Source organism: Pseudomonas abietaniphila (assembly GCF_900100795.1).
Taxonomy (GTDB): Bacteria; Pseudomonadota; Gammaproteobacteria; order Pseudomonadales; family Pseudomonadaceae; genus Aquipseudomonas; species Aquipseudomonas abietaniphila.
On the sequence record NZ_FNCO01000019.1, the window covers coordinates 1 to 19,324 of the forward strand.

Below are 19,324 nucleotides of genomic sequence, written 5' to 3' on the forward strand. Positions count from 1 at the left end.
CAGCGCAGGACAGTGATTACTCGCTGTACGACAAGAAAAGCAAAGGCTCTTTTGGTAGCAAGAAAACCAAGCGCGATGAGGTGACGCAGGTCACCCACATCGGCAGCGAGATCACCTCCGGCGGCCACATGATGCTGGTCAGTGGCGGGGATCAGCACTATCAGGTTGCAAAGCTCGACAGTGGCAAAAATCTGACCCTTAACAGTGGTGGAGGGATTCTGTTTGAGGGCGTTAAAGACCTTCATCAGGAGAGCCATGAGAAGAGCAAAAGCGACTTGGCGTGGAATTCCATGTCGGGCAAGGGTAGTACCGATGAGACCTTGCGCCAAAGCGAGCTGATCGCGAAAGGCAATCTGGCGATCAAGGCTGTTGACGGACTGCACATTGACGTCAAGCAGGTGAATCAACAAACGGTCAGCGAAGCCATTGACGCAATGGTCACGGCAAATCCGGATCTGGCGTGGCTGAAGGACGCTGAAAAGCGCGGGGATGTTGACTGGAAGCTGATCAAAGAGACGCACGACTCTTATAAATACAGCCATTCGGGCCTGGGTCAGGGTGCGATGTTGGCGATCATTATCGTTGTAACCGTGTTGACTGCTGGCACGGGCACGGCTGCAACGATCGGTACGGCCGCTGGAAGTGCTGCCTCCACAGCGGCAACGACCGCAGGACTTGGCGCATACGCTGCAACCATCTCCAGTGCTGCAAGCGCTGCCGCTGTTGCAAGTTTCTCTGCGGCGGTTTCGCAGGCTGCGGTTAGCGCGGTTAACAACCAAGGAAATCTAGGTGCCGTACTAAAGGATGTGACGTCCGCAGACAGCATGAAAGGCTACCTGATCAGCGGTCTGGCGGCTGGCTTCGCGGCAGGAGTTCTGGACAAGGCTTATGGCGTATCTCCAGACGACGCTGTCAAAGCCACTCATGGCTTTGAGCTAGGAACAGTTGACGGTTTTACACAGTTCGCTAGTTACACCTTTGCGGAAAACGGGTTTACGGCTGTTGCTGGCACTGCGATCCAGGGTGGAAGTTTAAAAGACAACCTTGCTCAAGCCGCGATCAGTTCCGCAGCAGATGCTTTGTCAGCTGGTCTCTATAATCGACTCGGGACGCAGTTAGAGTTTTCCGGCTTACCCGCCAAGTTAGGCGCGCATGCACTGGTCGGTGGTTTGATTGCTGAGCTGGCAGGGGGCGACTTCAAAACAGGAGCACTGGCTGCAGGCGCCAATGAGGCGTTCCTCACTTCAGTCGGCGACAAAATATTCAGTGGCGGCATGCATGACCAGTTGCTGGCGATGACCTCTCAGTTGATAGGACTAACGGTGGCCGCATCGGCGGGTGGATCTGATAAAGATCAAGCTGTTGCAGGATGGGTTGCCTCGCAAGCGACCAAATTTAACAGTCTCGATCATCCAACTGCGGAAAAATTGCTTAATGAGTTAAAAACTTGCAAAGCTACGGCTGGTTGCAGCGAGCAAAAAATTAGAGAAATTGTCGGAAATTATGAAAAACTATCGGCAGAGAGGTCTAAAGCAATTGGGGACTGCCCAACGCGCGGGTGCGTAGAGTCAATCCAGGCCAATACAATAGCGATTGACGACCCTGTTGCTCAGGATTTGCTGGGGTATTTCCGAAACTCGGTTGCCTATGATATGTATGGCTTGCTGACTGGTGATCCCGCCCATGTCTTGATCCCCTCACAGGGTGTAGACCGCTGGGGGGGGGATCTTCATAACCGATCAGCAGATTGCAACGGCTAAGTTTATATCCGAGGGGTGGTTAACCGAAACCGAACAAGCAAAACTGGGGGAGTGGGATCGAGATACAGATTGGCTTAACCATCTAGCCGGTAAGCAACTGACGGTCAAGGAAAAAGCTAGCGCCATAGTTGAGTTAACGTCGATGGCGGCTATGGGGATCCTTGCCGGGCGTGGAAGCTCGAGTGTCAAAGGTGCTGCCCCTGAAAATATGAGCCCGCTGGGAGCCGGCCGTGCGGGTGCATTTAATGAGGCTAAGCGCCAGTCGGGAATTCCTACCAGCCAGCAGCCTAGCAAGGTGACGCTAAATTTGGATAAAAGAGGCAATTTGCAGCCTGGTTTGATTTATGAATTTGAGGTTCCTGCGTCGGGTGGCGGAGTCAAGACAATAAGGATTAGGGATGATTCAGGCGGCCATGATTTCGGTGTAGGGAACTCTCAAAACAGAGGATCGCACTTTAACGATGAATCGGGGAATCACTATGACTACTAATGTTGAAATTGCGACAGTCAAAAACGTTTTTGAAGAAAATGATGTGCTGATGCTAAAAAAAAATCTTTCAATGGGGAATCAGCCGCTAACCGCAGCAACGTTTTTTGTGAAAGGGACGGTGCGAACATCGGTATCCTTTGTTTTAGAGTATCTTTACAAGAAAATGGTGAGCAATCTAGATGGATTTGAAGCGTGGTTGGTGCTAGGAAATACTGCGCGTCAACCGGACACTAGAATTGTAAGGCACAGAGGCCTTTGGGGAGCGTTGAAATCACGAGGGCTGGAGGTGCGTGGAGGGAGCAAGGCTTATGAGAAAGCTTACGAAGAAAGTGGAGGGATAAAATTTTTTGGAGCGCAGCGCCTATCGACTTTTTCTATAGCGTCTGTAAGTGAGTTGTTGTTTCAGGAGCGTTGTGCATATATTTTACTAATCCCTGGAGGTTTCGCCGTGCAAGGGATGATGGATAAAAAATTTTGCGGTGAATTAGATGATGATCTTTCTGGCTTTATGGAAGTGTTGCAAGTAGGCGGGTTGCTGAAGAAGATTGGTGAATTTGATGATCGTGAAAGTGGTTTTGTCATGCTTGCTACATCGGAAGTATTACTGAAGATGGTGAGTTGAGTGTTTCGCCGATGAGTTTTAATGTGATTGTGAGTGATAATGTGTCTGAGCACTACAATGAGCCAGTAATAGAAGGCTCGTTTGATCTGTCGGGAAATCACGAAAAGTTTTCCCTAGCACTTTCGTATTGGACTAGAGAGCAATACTTGGAGAGCTGGAGGTGTTCTATAAACGCCGGTTTAAAAATAGGGCAGCATACAGCCATAATCACATCAATGCGGGATCCCCAAAACGCCAATTTCATACCTGTCTGGATATTTTACTATGGCGGCTTAGAGTGCCTTGTGCAGAATAAGATTTTATTTCTCCAGGATTATGGTGGTGAGTTTAGTCCGAACAGTGTCAATAGTTATATCAGGCAGAGGGAAACGCACAATGAAGACGGAGCTCGCATATCGGAATGGGTTGTGCCTGTACAAGAGGTTTTGGCTGGGTTTGATGCTCTGATTTGACATAGCGATTATATCGCTGTAGGGCGGTTATTTTCTGAGGTGATAGCACAGCCATGATTAGAGACGCGATGGGAGATAAAGTCTACTGGTCGAGTCGAATAGAAGCTGATTTAGCTTCAATCGCTAACAGTAACCAGCGTCTCTCTATGCTCGTTGCTAATCCTTTATACGAACCACAGTATATTTTCGATCTCGCCGAGCGCCATCTACGGCTTATGATGAGGCAGTATTCCAGAGGGGGTAAAGTTGCCAGTATAGGTCGGAATTTTCCAGATCTTATCGAAGCGTGGGAACGCTCGAATCAAAAAGCAGCCGAAGTCTGCGAAAAGAAAATATTCAAAGCTGCAGGGATTGGGTATTCAGGATAGATAATTTAAATCACTACAATTGGTGCTGCAGGTTGATTGGGATAGCGCTAGCACTCAATATCCAAAGTGCTTTGTGGGATAGGTTGGTGACACTGATTGGCGGTGAAGGATAAGATGTGCTGCTAGATAAAGTAATAGGCTCTCGTGATACTAGCAGGCGCATCGGTGAGGCTATACTTCACCCCGTCCCTTATACTAAGTTACTGGATTGTGTTGATGCCGATCCTGACTTCCAACCTGGCTTATTAAAGTTGTTTGTCGAAAATTGGTATAAAGGTTTGAAGCGCCCCCAGCAGAAAAAAAGTAAGGCCGGGATGATTGAACCGTACTGGTGTAGCTTTGGTGACCCTGCGGAAAATCCTATATCTATGGGTAGTTAATTTGGGCGGTGGTGCACTGAGGCGGTTGGCGTAGTGAAGGCGTTCAGTATCGATGACTCGCTTTGTTTGGGCTTGGAGCATTATCCCGGGGATCTGATTCACCCTCGTGAGCGCACTGCCTCTTCTGGACAAACTACCGAAAAAAGATGGTTTAGAAAGTTTTTTCGGTAACCTTTTCTAATGCCTGAAACCAGCTTGTGGCTTTTATTAGTGCCTAAGCAGTTGGAAGTGTCTTTAGTGTGATGTTGAAAGACCGCTAAGACCCTGTAGGCCGCGCGGTCCTGCAAGCATTTTCATCCCGACACCCGCCCCATTGAAGTAAACCTACTGAGAACCGCCATCACACCAGGGAACCGACGTACCCTTTGCATCTTCGGCCCATGAGCCTAATTCTTCGCGAGCAAGCTCACTCCCACCGTTCTTGCATCGGTCTGGCTCGTGGCAGGTTGCGTCAATACGCCGCCACCAGCCCATCCTTCCTTGGATCGGTGCCGCCGACATACCCATGGGCGGTGCGCTGGATGATCTGTGCGCCACCAAAGGCGAACACGCCGCTCGGGTCTTCGATTTCCATTTCGTGGCCTTTGGCGCGCAGTTCTTCGATCACCAGACGATCGAACGAGCGCTCCACGGCGACTTTCAGGCCCGCTTCGATTCTCCAGCGGGGTGCATCGGCGGCGGCTTGTGGGTTCTGCTTGTAGCGCAGGATGCGCATCATCATTTGCAGATGACCTTGAGCCTGCATCGGGCCGCCCATCAAGCCGAAGGACATCAACGGCGTGCCGTCGGCGTTCATCACGAAACCGGGAATGATGGTGTGGAAAGGGCGCTTGCCGGGTGCGACGACGTTCACGTGTTCGGGGTCGAGACTGAACCCGGCGCCACGGTTTTGCAGGCTGATCCCGGTGCCCGGCACCACGACGCCGGAACCGAAGCCCATGTAGTTCGACTGAATGAACGAGACCATCATCCCGCTCTCGTCGGCGGCGGACAGGTACACGTTGCCTCCTTCCTTGGGTGAGCCGTGTGGCGGGTCGGCGGCCTGTTCGGTGACCCGTGAAGCGCGTTCCATCAGGTAAGCAGGGTTCAGCAGATGCTCCCAGCTCACCGCGGTAAGACGACTCGCCCCTTGTTTCGGCGATCAGCTCCTGTACCGAGGTGGCCGTCCGGGCAGCGTAAGACATCTGCGGCTCACGGCCACCCGAGCCGTATCAAGAGTGGCGAAGTTGCTCGATCAATCCCACTGCGGCGCCAGGCTGGCCGGGCTGGTCAGGCGATGGCCGCGATCCAGACGGGCGATCTGCGCCATGTCGTCGTCGGTCAGCTTCAGGTCCACGGCCTTGAGGTTGCTCTCCAGATTGGCGCGTTTGGTTGACGACGGGATCACCGCGTAACCCAACTGCATCGCCCAGGCGAGCGTCACCTGTGCCGGGGTGGCTTGATGACGCTGGGCGATCTGCTGGATCACCGGGTCTTTCAGCACTTCGCCGTACGCCAGGGTCATGTACGAGGTGATCTTGATCCCATGCTCATGAGCAAACTGAGCCACGGTGCGGTTTTGCAGGTACGGGTGCAGCTCGATCTGGTTGGTGGCGATGTTCTCGGCGCCAACCGCTTCGATCGCTTCTTTCATCAATGCCACGGTGAAGTTGGAGACGCCGATTTCACGTGTCAGGCCTTGCTTCTTCGCCTCCAGCAGTGCGCCCATGAACTCGGCGACGGGCACCTTGCCTTGTGGCGATGGCCAGTGAATCAGCGTCAGGTCGACGTGGTCGGTTTTCAGCTTCGCCAGGCTTTCCTTCAGGCTCGGGATCAGCTTGTCGGCGGCGTAGTGGTCGGTCCAGATCTTGGTGGTGATGTACAGCTCGTCTCGCGCAATACCGCTTTGCTCGATGGCCTGGCCGACTTCGGCCTCGTTGCCGTAGATCTGCGCGGTGTCGATAACGCGGTAGCCCAGGTCCAGGCCGTTGCTGACCGAATCGATGACGACCTGGTCTTTCAATCGGAAGGTGCCGAGGCCAAATGCAGGAACAGTCATGGGGTTCTCCATTGCGAAGGATAGAAGTCTGAAGCCCAGTATCCCGATTCGATCCCTGCGGAAAAACCAGGGGATCGGAAAGGGAGTTTTGACCGGGAATCATGAATGCAGTGGAGATTGGGACCGTTTGAGAGTGCATTGATTCAGGCGCGTTCCCACGGCGGCTCGCAAAACCCGTGTAGGAGCGCGCTTGCCCGCGAACGATTTATCAGGCGCAGAAAACCGACCTGACGGAAAAATCAAACCGCCTCAAGCAACGTCGCAATGCCCTGGCCACCGGCAATGCACTGGGTCGCCACCGCATACCGGCCACCCTGACGCTTGAGCAATGACGCCGCCTTGCCCGTGATGCGTGCGCCTGTCGCGCCCAACGGGTGACCCATGGCCATCGCGCCACCGTCCAGATTGACCTTTGCCATGTCCAGCCCCAGCTCCCGCACACACGCGATGGACTGGCTGGCGAAGGCTTCGTTGATCTCCATCAGATCGATGTCGGCAATGCTCAAACCGGCGCGCTGCAGCAATTTGCGGGTCGCGTAAACCGGGCCCATGCCCATGATGTCCGGTGGGCAACCGGCGACCGCGACGCCTTTGATGCGCGCCAGAATCTCCAGGCCATGGGTGCGCGCGAAGTCCTCGGTGCAGACGAGTACCGCCGCACTGCCGTCGGTTAAGGGCGAAGCCGTGCCCGCCGTGACGGTGCCGCCGAAGGCAGGCTTCAGCCCCGCGAGACCTTCCAGGCTGGTGCCGGGGCGGATGCAGCCGTCTTCGCTGACCACGCCATCGGGTGTCGTCACCGGTACGATTTCATCGACGAACAAACCCCGTTCACGCGCGTTGGCCGCTTTGGCGTGGGACTCAACGGCCATGGCTTCTTGTTCGCTGCGGCTGATGTCGAAGCGTCTAGCGACTTCTTCGGCGGTCAACCCCATGGGCATGTACACCTGCGGCATGTCCTGCATCAGGGTCGGGTTGGGTGAAATGTTGAAGCCGCCCATGGGCACGCGGGTCATGGATTCGACGCCCGCACAGAGAAACGCTTCGCCCGCGCCGAGCATGATTTGCCCGGCGGCGTAATGCACCGAACTCATCGAAGAACCGCAGAAGCGGTTGATGGTCGCGCCACCCAGCGTGTCGGGAAAGCCCGCGCGGAAGCTGGCAATGCGGGCGATGTTCATGCCCTGTTCGGCCTCGGGGTAGGCGCAGCCCATGATCACGTCCTCAAGCGCTGCGGGGTCGAGGTAGAGCTTGTCGACCAGGCCTTTGAGCACTTGGGCGGCGAGGTCGTCGGGTCGCAGGTTGATCAGGCCGCCTTTCTTGGCGAAATGAAAGGGCGACCGGGCATAGCCGGCAATGACGATCGAGGCAGTGGCGGGGGGCATGGCGATTCTCCAGGGAGGCGTGGGCAGTCGGTTGGACGTTCAGCGGTTCATGTCGAGGATCATGCAAGTGGTGGTGCCGGTCGCGTACAGACGGCCATCGGCGTCATAGATCCTGCCTTCAGCCAGCGCCGTGGAACGGCCGACGTGCACCACTGTGCCTTCGGCGCGTATCGGGCCGGTCTTGTTGGTCAGCGCCCGGATGTAGCTGATGCGCAGGTCGAGGGTGGTGTAACCCTGGCCCTTGTTCAGTCGGGTGTGGATCGAGCAACCCATGCACGAGTCGAGCAGGGTGGCGGCGTAGCCACCGTGCACGCTGCCCAGCGGGTTGTAGTGCTGTGGTCCGGGTGTGCCTTGGAAGATGAAGCGGCCAGGCGTCCATTCGATGGGCACAAAATCCATCAACTCACCAATCGGCGGATGCGGGTACAGGCCGTTGCCGATCCCGTCGAAAAACTCCTGAGGGGTGAGCTGAGCCACGTCGATCAGGCTCATGCTGCCAGCCTTGCCCAGCCGGGCCCGCATGTCTTGCTCCTGAGCGAGCCAAAGGGCGAGGGTTTCTTCGCGAGGGGTGGTTTGCATGGCGTTCGCTCCGGGGAAGCATCGGGTTGTCGGGTGTAGAAAAATTACGGTCATAATCCCGCTGTTCCATGACAACCGCAATATCATAAATGTCCAGCAGTGGCCAAAGCGCTCAGCCTGCGGTTCAACGTTAGCGGTCCGGGCAGTCCGCGGATGTTCTGAATGAGGAGGGATAAGGGCTGTCGATTTGGCCGGGCGCCGTTCGACTACTGTCTGAAACCCTGGGCTATGGTGTCCAGGAGCCTTTAAAGATGCCCTCTACCGAAGGAAGCCTGCCATGCGATTCATGATGTTGATGGTCCCCAAAGGATACGAAACCGCAGCCCCCGGCACTCAACCGGACGCCGCAGCGGTCGAGCGAATGATGAAGTACAACGAAGCGCTTCAACAGGCGGGCGTGTTGCTTTCGCTCGATGGGCTGCATCCGCCGAGCGTGGGGGCGAGGGTGACGTTCAGCAATGGGCAGGCGAAGGTGATTCAGGTGCCGTTCCCCGGTGTCAGCGAAGTCGTGGGCGGTTACTGGATGCTCGAACTGGGGTCGCTCGATGAGGCGATTGAGTGGGCCAAGCGTTGCCCGGCCGGGGACAACGAGACCGTTGAGGTGCGCAAGGTCATGGGCTTCGAGGATTTCGCGCCGGATGTGCAGGCGGCATCGGCGGGCTTCAAGGAGAAGCACGACGCCAAGCCCTGATCGGTAACGTGGCCCCTTGATCAGGCTGGAACTGACGACTGCTTTTGATTCTGGCCGCAGGCCGTAGGAGCGCGCTTGCTCTGGGCCGCAGTCGGACGATCTGGCGCGCAGCGGCAGTGAATCCTGCAAACGCGATCAGCCTGGCACACCGCGCCGGATGATTTCAGGACCGCTGCGCGCTCCATCGCGTCCGTCGTAACCTCCGAATGCTCCCACGCCCTCCGGGCAGAAGCAGGATTGCGGTCTGCCTGCACGCCTTCTAGGCGGTAGCAACGTCGCAATAGGCGTGACGGTATGCGATTGGTTTTTTATTCTGGCCGAAGGCCGTAGCGCGCTTGCTCTGGGCCGCACTCGGACGATCTGCCGGGCACCGGCAGTAAAACCAGACCCCTTGGCCGTTGCAGGCAGACTGCATCTGCCAAATCTATGGCCGCTTCGCGCCCGATCGCCGACACGTCGGCTGCCTGCGTCCTCCGGCCAGAAGTCGGTTCTCAAGGTATCAAGCGTGCCCTTCCTTCTTTACAAAATGCTTGTGCATATCGGCGGTCAGCGCTTCGACGCGTTCGGTCAGCACTTTGGTCATTTCGGTCAGGCGCGTGTTCTGTTCAAGCAGTTCGAGCATCTGCGCGGTGTGCTCCGCCGCGCGGGCCATGCGTTCTTCGTTGGCCACGGCCAGGGCTTCCCGGTGCTGCGCGTCGGCATCGGCATTGGCTTTGTCCCGCGCCGACTGGCGGGTCTGCGCGAGCAGGATCAGTGGCGCGGCGTAGGCCGACTGCAGACTGAAGGCCAGGTTGAGCAGGATGAACGGGTACAGGTCAAACGTCACCAGACCGCTGATGTTGGCGCCGACCCACAGCAGCACGATCAATGTCTGGGCGCCGAGAAACGTCGGTGTACCGAAGAACCGCGCAAACGCTTCTGCTTTCAGCGCGAAGGCATCGTTACCAAACGTGGGTGCCAGGTGGGCGTGGCCCTTGTGGAAACGCAGGTGATCGACTTTCGCCGGGGTGAGGGAAGGCACGTCAGTGTTGACGGGTTCGGGCGTGACTGCGGGCATGGCGGTGTCCTGAGGGCAAAAAACATCTGCCCACTATAGGCTCAGATCAACCGCCTTTGGCGCCGCGCATGGCGGGCAGACTCATCCCGACAGGTCAGGCAACGACCTGAGCGTCAATCCATGGGCTCGGGATACAACGGCTTAGACCGCGACATGATGTTGGCGTAGTCATACACATACTGACGGCCTGCATGGCTGGTCATGCGCAGGCGGTCGATCAGTTGTCGCTCTTTCTTGTTCAGGTATCTCAACCCTTGGTGGTCACTGGACTTGAGGCGATCACGTTCATGGGCGTCAGGGAAAGTGATGACGTTCGTCATGAAATATCTCCTTGGTTAAATCCGTGTGCCCGGCTCCATATTCCGGTTCACCGTTTGTCGTGCGACTGCTCACCTTACCCACAAAAACTCAGACCCTTCAACCCTGCAAATGATCAATGGATCACAGCACGTGCGTGATCTCGAACGATTGCCGGCTGCCGTTCACGCTGATCTGCACCTCATCGCCATCGAACTTGCCCAGCAGGTTCTGGCCCAGCGGTGCCTTGGCCGTGATGACGGTGATCAGGGTGCCATCGACGCTGATTTTCAAGCCCGCCGCATCCGGTCCCAGGAACAGATGCTGCGCAACACCGCTGGCGGACTCCAGAACGATCAGGTCGCCCGAGTGAATGCCGCGTGTGTCGTCGAAAGGCTTGAGCACGAGGTTCTGGTACAGCGTCAGCGACTGGCGAATCTCTTCCACGCGACGCGCCTGCCCAGCGGCGAGGTACGAGGCTTCCAGGCCCAGCGTGTCGTACTTGTTCTCGGCGATGTTCTCTTCATGGGTCGCGGTTTCGTACGCGGTCTGCGCGGCACGAACGGCGATGTCCAGATCGACCTCGAGTTTTTCAATGATCCGTTGCAGGACCTGCTGCTTGTTCATGAGTGCTGCTTGTCTCGTGGAAGGAATCAACCGCAGAACTGGTAAATCGCGGCGCGGCTCTTCTCGCTGGGCGCGGTCTGATTCTGCTGCATCCAGAACTGGCATTTGGGGCCATTGAAGTTGCGTTGGCGTTCAGCCTGCTCGGCTTCCTGCGTCTGACGGCCCTCGCTGTCGCGCAAGATCTGCCGGTACTGGTCAAACATCGGGTTGTCGCTTTCAGGCTTTGCCTTGGCGGCGGGCGGGCTGGTCATCTGATTGGCCGCATTGCTCAGCGCCTGGGTCTGCTCGGCAGGCAGCGCTTTGTAAATCAGCCAGCCCGTCAGTGCCACGGCCATGAAACCCAGCCAGATACCGACGGCGATGGACAGAATCAGCTTCAGCGGTTGGAGCGTCACGGACAATTGGCGATGGTTGACGTACATAGCAGACTCCCTACTTGTATGACGTTGGCGCCGATTGTCGCACGACCGGGGCTGGTGATTCTGCGCTGTTATGAAGGACAATCCGTTTTTTTGAACATCCTCAGGGAGCCCGGATGAAAGCCTCTTGGGATATTTTCTGCACTGTTGTGGATAACTTTGGTGATGTTGGCGTGACGTTCCGTCTGGCCCGACAACTGGTCGCCGAGCATGGTATGGAGGTGCGCCTGTGGGTCGACGACCTGTCGGTGTTCGCTCGCTTGTGTCCGGGCGCCGACGCTCAGGCAGTGCAGCAATGGCATGACGGCGTCAGCGTCTGTTTCTGGGCCAAGGACTGGCAGCCCGCCGAGCCTGCCGACGTGGTGATCGAGGCGTTCGCCTGTCATCTACCCGCCGCTTACATCGACGCCATGAAGGCCCGTAATCCGCGTCCACTGTGGTTGAACCTTGAATACCTCAGTGCGGAAGAGTGGGTCACCGGTTGCCATGGGTTGCCGTCGTTGCAGTCCAGCGGCATCCAGAAATTCTTCTTCTTTCCGGGGTTCCGGACCAGCACCGGCGGCTTGCTGCGCGAAGCCGGGCTGATCGAACGTCGGCAGGCCTTCGAACAGAACCCGGCCGCGCAGCAGGCGTTTTTGGCCAGCCTCGGTATTTGTCCACAGGCAGACGCTGAACAGGGGCCGCCCCGGCTGATTTCGTTGTTCGCCTACGAACACGCAGGTTTGGGTTCGTGGCTCGACTGCCTGGCGTTCGATGATCGCAAAACCCATTTGCTGGTGCCGGAAGGTCGGATTCTGGGAGACCTGGAGCGCTGGCTCGGTGTTGATGCCTTGAAAGCGGGCGATTTGAACCAGCGCAACGCCCTGACGATTCAGGTGTTGCCGTTCGTTCGTCAGGAAGATTACGACCGGCTGCTGTGGTGTTGCGCGTTCAACGTCGTGCGTGGCGAAGATTCGTTTGTGCGCGCGCAATGGGCGGGTCGCCCGCTGATCTGGCACATCTACGAACAGGACGACGATGCCCATTGGGCGAAGCTGGACGCGTTTCTCGAACTGTATCTGGCGGGGTTATCCACAGAGGCGGGGCAAGCGCTGACCGAGGTCTGGCGTCACTGGAACGCGGGTCAGACAATGACGCAAAGCTGGAATACCCTGGAAAAGCACCGCGCCGAGCTGGCCGCGCACGCTGAACGGTGGTGTCTGGAACAGGCCTTGCAAGACGATCTGACGACTGCGCTGGTAACGTTTTACCGAAATTGGATATGATACGCGGCCTTGTATTAAGCCCTGTACGAAAAGTGGCTTTTCGTACAGGGCTTAGAAAGAACTTCAATCCAAATTCGGATACTCGTAATGAAAACTGGTAAAGAGCTTAAACCCGGCACCGTGATCCGTATCGACAACGATCCTTGGCTGGTTCAGAAAGCTGAATTCACCAAGTCGGGCCGTAACAGCGCGATCATGAAGACCAAGCTGAAAAACCTGCTGACCGGCTACAAGACTGAAACCGTCTACAGCGCCGACGACAAGCTGGACGACGTGATCCTGGACCGTAAAGAAGCCACCCTGTCTTTCATCAGCGGTGATTCGTACACGTTCATGGACACCAGCGACTACACCATGTACGAGCTGAACGCCGAAGACATCGAAGCCGTTCTGCCTTTCGTTGAAGAAGGCATGACTGACGTCTGTGAAGCCGTATTCTTCGAAGACCGTCTGGTTTCCGTAGAGCTGCCGACCACCATCGTGCGCGTCGTTGACTACACCGAAGGTTCCGCTCGCGGCGACACTTCCGGCAAAGTCATGAAGCCTGCCAAGCTGGCAAACGGTACCGAACTGCAAGTGGCTGATTTCATCGAAATCGGTGACAAGATCGAGATCGACACCCGTGAAGGCGGTTCCTACAAAGGCCGTGCTAAATAAGCATTGCTTCTGTAACGCCGGATACGAAAAAGCCCGACCATTGAGTCGGGCTTTTTTGTGGCCGAAGGGTTTGTCGATTACCCGTTCATCTCGCATGTCTCCATTCGCAGGATTGCATGTCGAACCCACCGATGCCATCGCGGGCAAGCGCGCTCCTACAGGTGACTCGATACCTTGTAGGAGCGCGCTTGCCCGCGATGGCGTCAGATGAATCGCTGAAGATTCATCCGACGTGCTTCGTCTTACTTCAGATGAACCTTCAGCTCTTGGGACGCCTGCAACATCGCAGACCGCACTTCCGGTACCTGGCTGACCACGTTCAACAGGCCGTAGTCGTGAATCATGCCGTTGTAACGCACTGCGGTGACCGGCACACCGGCCTGGTCCAGTTTGCGCGCGTACGCTTCGCCTTCGTCGCGCAGGACGTCGGCACCGGCGGTCTGCACCAGCGCAGGCGGCAGGCCTTTCAACTGATCCAGCGTGGCGCGCAGCGGTGAGGCATAGATCTCGGCGCGTTGTTTGGGATCGGTGGTGTAGTTGTCCCAGAACCACTTCATCATGTTGCGAGTGAGGAAGTGGCCCTCGGCGAACTGGTCATACGAACCGGTATCGAAGTTGGCGTCGGTCACTGGCCACAGCAGCACCTGGTACTTGATCGCCGGGGTGCCTTTGTCTTTGGCCATCAGGCTGACGACCGCCGCCATGTTGCCACCGACACTGTTGCCCGCTACCGCAAGGCGTTTGCCGTCGACGTTGATTTCCTTGCCGTGCTCGGCAACCCATTTAGTCGCCGCGTAAGCCTGATTGATCGCGGTCGGGTAGTGCGCTTCAGGCGAAGGGGTGTAGTTGACGAACACCGCCACCGCACCGGAACCCTCTACCAGATCCCGCACCAGGCGCTCGTGCGTCGGGTAGTCACCCAGCACCCAGCCGCCGCCGTGGAAGTACATGAACACGGGCAAGGTGCCTTTCACACCCGCCGGACGCACGATGGTCAGGCTGATGTTCTGGCCATCGACCGAGATGGTCTTCTGGCTGACATCGGCTTTTGGCAGGGTCAGCTTGACCCCGGCCTGAGCGCCCGTGAGTACCGCACGTGCATCCTTGGGCGACAGCTGTTCGATCGGCTTGCCACCACCGGAATTCAGCGCATCGAGGAACGCCTGTGTGTTGTGCTCGACGCCGGTGTCGGTCGCTGCGAAAGCGTTGCCGACCGAAAGGGCGAGGAGCGAGCCAGCCAGAATCTTGCCGAACGTGTTCATGTTTATCTCCTACGGGGTCGGGTGGGTTAGACGGTTACGTGCAGACGTACGTCAACGTTGCCGCGAGTGGCGTTGGAGTAAGGGCAAACCTGGTGAGCCGCGTCGACCAGCGCTTGGGCGTCGGCCTGGTCCAGACCTGGCAGGTTGATGTTCAGGTCGATGTCCAGACCGAAACCGCCAGGGATCTGGCCAATGCCGACATGGGCAGTGATCGAGGCGTCGGCCGGGATGCTGCGTTTGCTTTGACCGGCGACGAATTTCAGTGCGCCGATGAAGCAGGCCGAGTAGCCGGCGGCGAACAGTTGCTCAGGGTTGGTGGCTTCACCACCGGCGCCGCCCAATTCTTTCGGGGTGGCCAGTTTCACGTCGAGGATTTTGTCGCTGGAAACAGCACGGCCATCACGGCCACCGGTTGCGGTTGCGACTGCGGTATAGAGAGTTTGCATGATATTTCCTCACTAGATGATGTTGGCGTAGGCCGGTTGTGCTTAGCGCTAAAAGTTTGCGCGCTAAGCAAGTGAGATGAAATGTACTGCGCAAATGTTTAGTGCGCAATATAAATTTCTGAAGTTTTTCAAAAAAATCGTGAGGGGCTGAACTGAATCTATTTAACTTATTGATAAATAACGATTTATTTTTAATTTTTTGTTGTGCCGTCAAAAGCGAAGGCGCCCGTGAAATCGCATCCGCCGTCAAGCCATGCCCAGACGGCGCTTTCACCACGGATCCTGTAGGAGCGCGCTTGCCCGCGAAGGCATTCATGCAGGCACCCTCGTGATACCTGCGCGGACGCTTTCGCGGGCAAGCGCGCTCCTACAGAGATCAGTGGCAGGGTCGGGCGGCAATAAAAAAGGCCAGCAACAAGGCTGGCCTTAAGTGAAGGAGGGGGTCATCAGATGCTGCCGTGCAGGTTCCCGCGCAACCCCAACAGATCTTTCTGTAGCGCTTGCAGTTGCTGAACACTGATGCCGCTGGCCGCCAGAATGCACTGTGGAATGCTTTGCGCTTTGGTGTGCAACGCTTTGCCTTGCTCGGTCAGGGTCAGCAGGACGACGCGCTCGTCCTCTTTGCTCCGCGTACGGCTGATCAAGCCTTCGGTTTCCAGTCGTTTCAGCAGAGGGGTCAACGATCCCGGATCAGTCAGCAAGCGCGTGCTGACTTCTCCCACCGTCAAACCATCCCGCTCCCACAGCACCAACATGGCCAGGTATTGCGGATAGGTCAGGTTAAGCGCCTGGAGCAGGGGTTTGTACACCTTGGTCATCATCAGTGACGTGGAGTACAGGGCAAAACACAGCTGGTTATCCAGCAGCAAATCGTCGCAACTGCCAGCGCCCGCCGTGGTGGAGCCTTTTTCGGCGTTCATCGGGTGTTCCTCGGTTAATCGGTAGTGATTGGTAATTTAGTGCCATGATCTTTATTGCACCAGATAATTTCGGTAATCGGTCGTCCGGTGTTTTTCTATCGCAATGCCACAGATTGATTCGGGAGACGTTAAAACACGAATCGTGAACCGACTGATCACGTTTCGTTGAGCGTAATATTCGACTGCGGATTTCCCCGCTTCGCCCGACTGCGTAGCATGCGCGCAGGATTAAACTGAGGACCGCGCGTGATTGTCGATGTTGTGATGTACCTGCTGTTGGGCGCTGCCATGGGCACCTTGGGCGGGCTGTTTGGCATTGGAGGCGGGCTGGTGGCCATTCCTGCACTGGGCGTGCTGTTTGGTCTCGATCAGCAATTGGCGCAAGGCACTGCATTGCTGATGGTGCTGCCCAACGTGCTGCTTGCGCTGTGGCGCTACAACCAGCGCAACCGGATTTCGGTGCGCAACGCCATGATGCTGATTGGCCCCAGTTTCTTCGTGTCATGGCTGACGTCGCTGTGGGCGGTGCGGGTCGACGCGCAAAGCATGCGTATCGGCTTTGTTGCGTTTCTCATCGTGCTGACGCTCTTCAACCTGATTCAGATGTACTGGCGCAAAGGCGATGCAGGTCTTGAATTACGTCATCGCAACTGGTTGTGGTTGCTCGGCGTAGGTTCCGGCGTGACGGCGGGGATGTTCGGTGTCGGGGGCGGGGTGATTGCGACGCCGATTCTGACGGGCCTGTTCGGCGCCACCCAAGTGGTCGCTCAGGGCCTTGCCCTCGCATTGGCCGCACCCGCCACGGTGATCACCCTGACGACCTATGCGGTGCACGACCATGTCGACTGGCTGATGGGCATCCCACTCGCGATCGGCGGGCTGGCGAGCATCAGTTGGGGTGTAGCGCTGGCCCATAGCCTCCCGGAGCGCTTGCTGCGGTCGCTGTTCTGCGTGTTTCTGGTGATCTGCGCAATCATGCTGTGCTTCAGGGTGTGACGCGGCCTAAAGCTTGAAACCTTCGGCGATGTGATCGGCCAGGCACTCGGTGATCGGCGAAGGGTTATTGGGGTTGCGCAGCAGAACGATGCTCGCCGAGGGCAGCTGTGGCAGCCCTTCGGCGTCACCCAGAATACGCAGGTCCGAGGTAATCAGGCTTTGCAACTGGGCCGTCACCGCAAGGCCCGCGCTGACCACCGCCATGATCGCCGACAGGCTGGCGCTGGTATACGCCACGCGATATTCCCGACCCGCCGCATCCAGCGCATTGCTCGCCCACAGGCGGCAAAAACAGTCACTGTTGAACATCGCCAGCGGGATCGGCGTCTGCTCGTGCGGGCAGAACCCTGCGGCCTCGGCCCAGACGAAGCGCTCCTGACGCAGAATCTGGCCGATCTCCTTGCCCGGCTCGCGGGTGACAATGCTCAGGTCCAGGTCCTGACGTTGCAACAGCTGCGCCGAGGATTCGCAATGCACCTCCACCTGAATCAGCGGATACGCCTGAGCGAAGCGCGACAGAATGCCCGGCAAAAAGCGCATGACATAGTCGTCCGGCGTGCCGATTTTCACGGTGCCGATCATGTGCGGTTCGCGCAGTGTGTTGAACACTTCACTGTGCAATTTAAGGATGCGTCGGGCGTAACCCAGCAGCACCTGACCTTCGGCTGTCAGGTTCAGGACCCGGCCGTCTTTCTGGAACAGGGGGCGCTGAACGACATCGTCTTCCAGTCGCTTCATCTGCATGCTCACCGCCGACTGGGTGCGATTGACTACTTCGCCCGCTTTGGTGAAGCCGCCTTGGTCAGCGATGGCGACGAAGGTCCTCAGCAGTTCACTGTCGATACTCGGATAGGTGGCCATTGCATCAATCTCCCAGATGCCGTGCATCAGAAACATTCGTTGGATTGATATTAAGCCCGAGCAGAAAATCTAGCCATCCCCACTTGGAGGGCAAGACGATGAAAGGTCAAAAAGGTTACGTACTGGTACTCAAAACGCTGTCCCATGACTCGGCTGTCGAGCGCGCCTGGCATACTGCGACCTCGCAGATTGCTCGCTGGCGCAAGCTGCATCGCGAGCGCGTGGTGTTGGCCAGCCTGAGCGACGATGCACTCAAGGACATCGGCCTCAGCCGGGCCGATGTCTACGAGGAAATTGATCGTCCGTTCTGGGATGACCCGATGAAACACTGACAGGGCAGGGGGGATCGGGTAGTTTTGCGAATCGATCAGGAGATCCTGAATGCCCGCAGAACTGCCGACCCCATCTCAGCTGTCCCTCAAGCAAGCCCGTCGTGTGGCGCTGGCGGCACAAGGTTTTAATGGCCGCCGGCCACCGGCGACGTTCACGTCCAGCCACGTCACGCAACTGATCGAGCGCCTCGGCGTCCTGCAGATCGACTCGGTCAATGCGCTGGTTCGCTCGCATTACCTGCCGCTGCATTCCCGACTGGGCAACTATCCGCAAAAACTGCTGGATCAGGTCGCATGGAGTCAGGGCCGGCAACGCAAACTCTTTGAATACTGGGGGCACGAGGCTTCGTTGCTGCCGGTCGAGCTGTACCCCTTGATGCGCTGGCGCATGCAGCGCGCGTCGCAGGGCGAGGGTATCTATCAGCAACTGGCCACATTCGGACGCGAAGAGCGACCGACCATCGCCAGGGTGCTGCAAGCCGTCCGCGATCAAGGCGCGTTGGGGGCGGGCAGCCTGAGCACCCGTCAGGAGCGGGCAGGCCCCTGGTGGGACTGGAGCGCGGAAAAGCATGCGCTGGAATGGTTGTTCGCCGCAGGCGAGGTCACCGTTTCAGGCCGTCGCGGCTTCGAGCGGCTGTACGATTTGCCTGAGCGGGTGCTGCCGTCTTCCATCATCAATCACCCGGACATCAGTGAGGCCGATGCGCAGCGCGGCTTGTTGCTGCGGGCGATCACGGCCCTGGGCGTCGGGACTGAAAAAGACATCCGCGACTATTTTCGTCAGGACCCTGCACCGGCAAAAGCCGGGCTTGCCGAGTTACTGGAAGAGGGGGCGATCGAGAAGGTTCAGGTGCAAGGCTGGAAACAGCCGGCGTATGCGCTGCCGGCACTCAAGGTGCCGCGGAAAATCACTGCAAGCGCACTGCTTTCGCCCTTCGATTCACTGATCTGGGAGCGAGCCCGCACCGAGCGCTTGTTCGATTTTCACTACCGGCTCGAGATTTACACCCCGGCGCACAAGCGCGTGTACGGCTATTACGTCCTGCCCTTCTTGCACAACGAGCGTATTGCCGCGCGCATAGACCTGCGGGCAGAACGAGCGGCGGGAAGGCTGGCGGTGCATGCCGTGCACGAAGAGGAACCAGGGCTGGACGAGGAAGGCATGCACGCCCTGGCGGCGAATCTGCGGCAACTGGCGGACTGGCTGGGGTTGCCCGACGTCTTGATCAACTGCCAACGCGCCAGTGCGGCGCGCTTGCGGGTGGCGTTTCTCGCCCAGGGATTAGGGCATCTCTAACCGTTGGAGGTTGGCGCCACCCTTGTAGGAGCGCGCTTGCCCGCGATTGCGGTGGGTCAGACGAAGCAATCGTTACAGACAGATCGCAATCGTACGGATTCGGGTCATACCAAGCGCGCTTCTACA

The 19,324-nt window shown here is 57.6% G+C and carries 22 protein-coding genes and 2 pseudogenes; 12 read left to right on the top strand and 12 right to left on the bottom strand.

Translation table 11 applies throughout. The features are described from left to right. From BLS87_RS27385 to BLS87_RS34775, 6 genes and pseudogenes are all read left to right on the top strand, one after another. On the top strand, positions 1-1,760 hold a 1,760-nt coding region (locus BLS87_RS27385; RefSeq protein ID WP_208605208.1), incomplete at its 5' end, for a DUF637 domain-containing protein. Positions 1,761-1,968: 208 nt separating this feature from the next. Then, positions 1,969-2,250: an HNH/endonuclease VII fold putative polymorphic toxin gene (locus tag BLS87_RS35375; RefSeq protein WP_425262254.1), complete on the top strand. Its 282-nt coding sequence runs from the start codon at positions 1,969-1,971 to the stop codon at positions 2,248-2,250. Further along, positions 2,240-2,872 carry a hypothetical protein gene (locus BLS87_RS27395; RefSeq protein WP_074757637.1) on the top strand — a complete coding sequence of 211 codons (633 nt, stop codon included), beginning with the start codon at positions 2,240-2,242 and terminating at the stop codon, positions 2,870-2,872. Before BLS87_RS35375 ends, BLS87_RS27395 begins: the two co-directional genes overlap by 11 nt. Positions 2,873-2,883: 11 nt before the next feature. Further along, positions 2,884-3,324, top strand: a complete 441-nt coding sequence (locus BLS87_RS35380; RefSeq protein WP_074757639.1) for a hypothetical protein — start codon at positions 2,884-2,886, stop codon at positions 3,322-3,324. A gap of 68 nt (positions 3,325-3,392) precedes the next feature. Then, positions 3,393-3,692: a PoNe immunity protein domain-containing protein gene (locus tag BLS87_RS35385; protein WP_425262255.1), complete on the top strand. Its 300-nt coding sequence runs from the start codon at positions 3,393-3,395 to the stop codon at positions 3,690-3,692. A 116-nt stretch (positions 3,693-3,808) separates the two neighbouring features. Beyond that, positions 3,809-4,243, top strand: a pseudogene (locus tag BLS87_RS34775) (PoNe immunity protein domain-containing protein). 280 nt (positions 4,244-4,523) lie between these two features. Here the strand turns inward: BLS87_RS34775 and BLS87_RS27420 are convergent. The 4 genes and pseudogenes from BLS87_RS27420 to BLS87_RS27435 form a co-directional block, all read right to left on the bottom strand. Continuing rightward, a pseudogene (locus BLS87_RS27420) lies at positions 4,524-5,168 on the bottom strand (gamma-glutamyltransferase); the annotation flags it as partial. Positions 5,169-5,306: 138 nt separating this feature from the next. Beyond that, a complete protein-coding gene (gene dkgB, locus BLS87_RS27425; protein WP_074757645.1) occupies positions 5,307-6,110 on the bottom strand; it encodes a 2,5-didehydrogluconate reductase DkgB in 804 nt (267 codons plus the stop codon). A gap of 239 nt (positions 6,111-6,349) precedes the next feature. Beyond that, the gene (locus BLS87_RS27430) at positions 6,350-7,492 is read right to left on the bottom strand and encodes a thiolase family protein (protein ID WP_074757647.1); all 1,143 of its coding nucleotides are present in this window, start codon (positions 7,490-7,492) and stop codon (positions 6,350-6,352) included. A gap of 39 nt (positions 7,493-7,531) precedes the next feature. Further along, the gene (locus BLS87_RS27435; RefSeq protein ID WP_074757649.1) at positions 7,532-8,071 is read right to left on the bottom strand and encodes a PaaI family thioesterase; all 540 of its coding nucleotides are present in this window, start codon (positions 8,069-8,071) and stop codon (positions 7,532-7,534) included. Positions 8,072-8,348: 277 nt separating this feature from the next. Between BLS87_RS27435 and BLS87_RS27440 the strand changes: the two genes are divergently transcribed. Then, positions 8,349-8,762 carry a YciI family protein gene (locus BLS87_RS27440; RefSeq protein ID WP_074757651.1) on the top strand — a complete coding sequence of 138 codons (414 nt, stop codon included), beginning with the start codon at positions 8,349-8,351 and terminating at the stop codon, positions 8,760-8,762. 499 nt (positions 8,763-9,261) lie between these two features. Here BLS87_RS27440 and BLS87_RS27445 read toward each other — a convergent pair whose 3' ends face one another. The 4 genes from BLS87_RS27445 to BLS87_RS27460 all read right to left on the bottom strand — a co-directional run bounded on the left by BLS87_RS27445 (position 9,262) and on the right by BLS87_RS27460 (position 11,165). Next, positions 9,262-9,819, bottom strand: coding sequence for a DUF1003 domain-containing protein (locus BLS87_RS27445; protein WP_074757653.1), 558 nt, complete (start codon positions 9,817-9,819; stop codon positions 9,262-9,264). Positions 9,820-9,932: 113 nt separating this feature from the next. After that, positions 9,933-10,139 (bottom strand): hypothetical protein, encoded by a 207-nt coding sequence (locus BLS87_RS27450; RefSeq protein WP_074757655.1) that lies wholly within the window; start codon positions 10,137-10,139, stop codon positions 9,933-9,935. A gap of 121 nt (positions 10,140-10,260) precedes the next feature. Continuing rightward, positions 10,261-10,743 (bottom strand): GreA/GreB family elongation factor, encoded by a 483-nt coding sequence (locus BLS87_RS27455; protein WP_074757657.1) that lies wholly within the window; start codon positions 10,741-10,743, stop codon positions 10,261-10,263. Between the two features lie 26 nt (positions 10,744-10,769). Next, entirely contained in the window at positions 10,770-11,165 is a 396-nt protein-coding gene (locus tag BLS87_RS27460) for a hypothetical protein (protein ID WP_074757659.1), read from the bottom strand. A gap of 113 nt (positions 11,166-11,278) precedes the next feature. Between BLS87_RS27460 and earP the strand changes: the two genes are divergently transcribed. Beyond that, complete coding sequence (earP, locus tag BLS87_RS27465; RefSeq protein WP_074757661.1) at positions 11,279-12,427, top strand: elongation factor P maturation arginine rhamnosyltransferase EarP; 1,149 nt, start codon at positions 11,279-11,281, stop codon at positions 12,425-12,427. 87 nt (positions 12,428-12,514) lie between these two features. Continuing rightward, positions 12,515-13,084 (top strand): elongation factor P, encoded by a 570-nt coding sequence (locus tag BLS87_RS27470; RefSeq protein ID WP_074757663.1) that lies wholly within the window; start codon positions 12,515-12,517, stop codon positions 13,082-13,084. A 242-nt stretch (positions 13,085-13,326) separates the two neighbouring features. Here the strand turns inward: BLS87_RS27470 and BLS87_RS27475 are convergent, their stop codons facing one another. The 3 genes from BLS87_RS27475 to BLS87_RS27485 form a co-directional block, all read right to left on the bottom strand. Next, the gene (locus tag BLS87_RS27475) at positions 13,327-14,346 is read right to left on the bottom strand and encodes an alpha/beta hydrolase (protein ID WP_083370773.1); all 1,020 of its coding nucleotides are present in this window, start codon (positions 14,344-14,346) and stop codon (positions 13,327-13,329) included. A gap of 26 nt (positions 14,347-14,372) precedes the next feature. Further along, positions 14,373-14,792 (bottom strand): organic hydroperoxide resistance protein, encoded by a 420-nt coding sequence (locus BLS87_RS27480; RefSeq protein ID WP_074757665.1) that lies wholly within the window; start codon positions 14,790-14,792, stop codon positions 14,373-14,375. 446 nt (positions 14,793-15,238) lie between these two features. Further along, positions 15,239-15,712, bottom strand: a complete 474-nt coding sequence (locus tag BLS87_RS27485) for a MarR family winged helix-turn-helix transcriptional regulator (RefSeq protein ID WP_074757667.1) — start codon at positions 15,710-15,712, stop codon at positions 15,239-15,241. Between the two features lie 264 nt (positions 15,713-15,976). On the opposite strand from BLS87_RS27485, the gene BLS87_RS27490 reads away from it, so the two are divergent. Continuing rightward, positions 15,977-16,708, top strand: coding sequence for a sulfite exporter TauE/SafE family protein (locus BLS87_RS27490; protein ID WP_143024499.1), 732 nt, complete (start codon positions 15,977-15,979; stop codon positions 16,706-16,708). A gap of 6 nt (positions 16,709-16,714) precedes the next feature. Here the strand turns inward: BLS87_RS27490 and BLS87_RS27495 are convergent, their stop codons facing one another. Continuing rightward, positions 16,715-17,569, bottom strand: coding sequence for a LysR substrate-binding domain-containing protein (locus BLS87_RS27495; protein WP_208605213.1), 855 nt, complete (start codon positions 17,567-17,569; stop codon positions 16,715-16,717). Positions 17,570-17,667: 98 nt separating this feature from the next. Between BLS87_RS27495 and BLS87_RS27500 the strand changes: the two genes are divergently transcribed. Continuing rightward, positions 17,668-17,901, top strand: coding sequence for a DUF1127 domain-containing protein (locus tag BLS87_RS27500; protein WP_074757671.1), 234 nt, complete (start codon positions 17,668-17,670; stop codon positions 17,899-17,901). A gap of 49 nt (positions 17,902-17,950) precedes the next feature. Further along, entirely contained in the window at positions 17,951-19,198 is a 1,248-nt protein-coding gene (locus BLS87_RS27505; RefSeq protein WP_074757673.1) for a winged helix-turn-helix domain-containing protein, read from the top strand. Positions 19,199-19,324 lie beyond the last annotated feature (126 nt).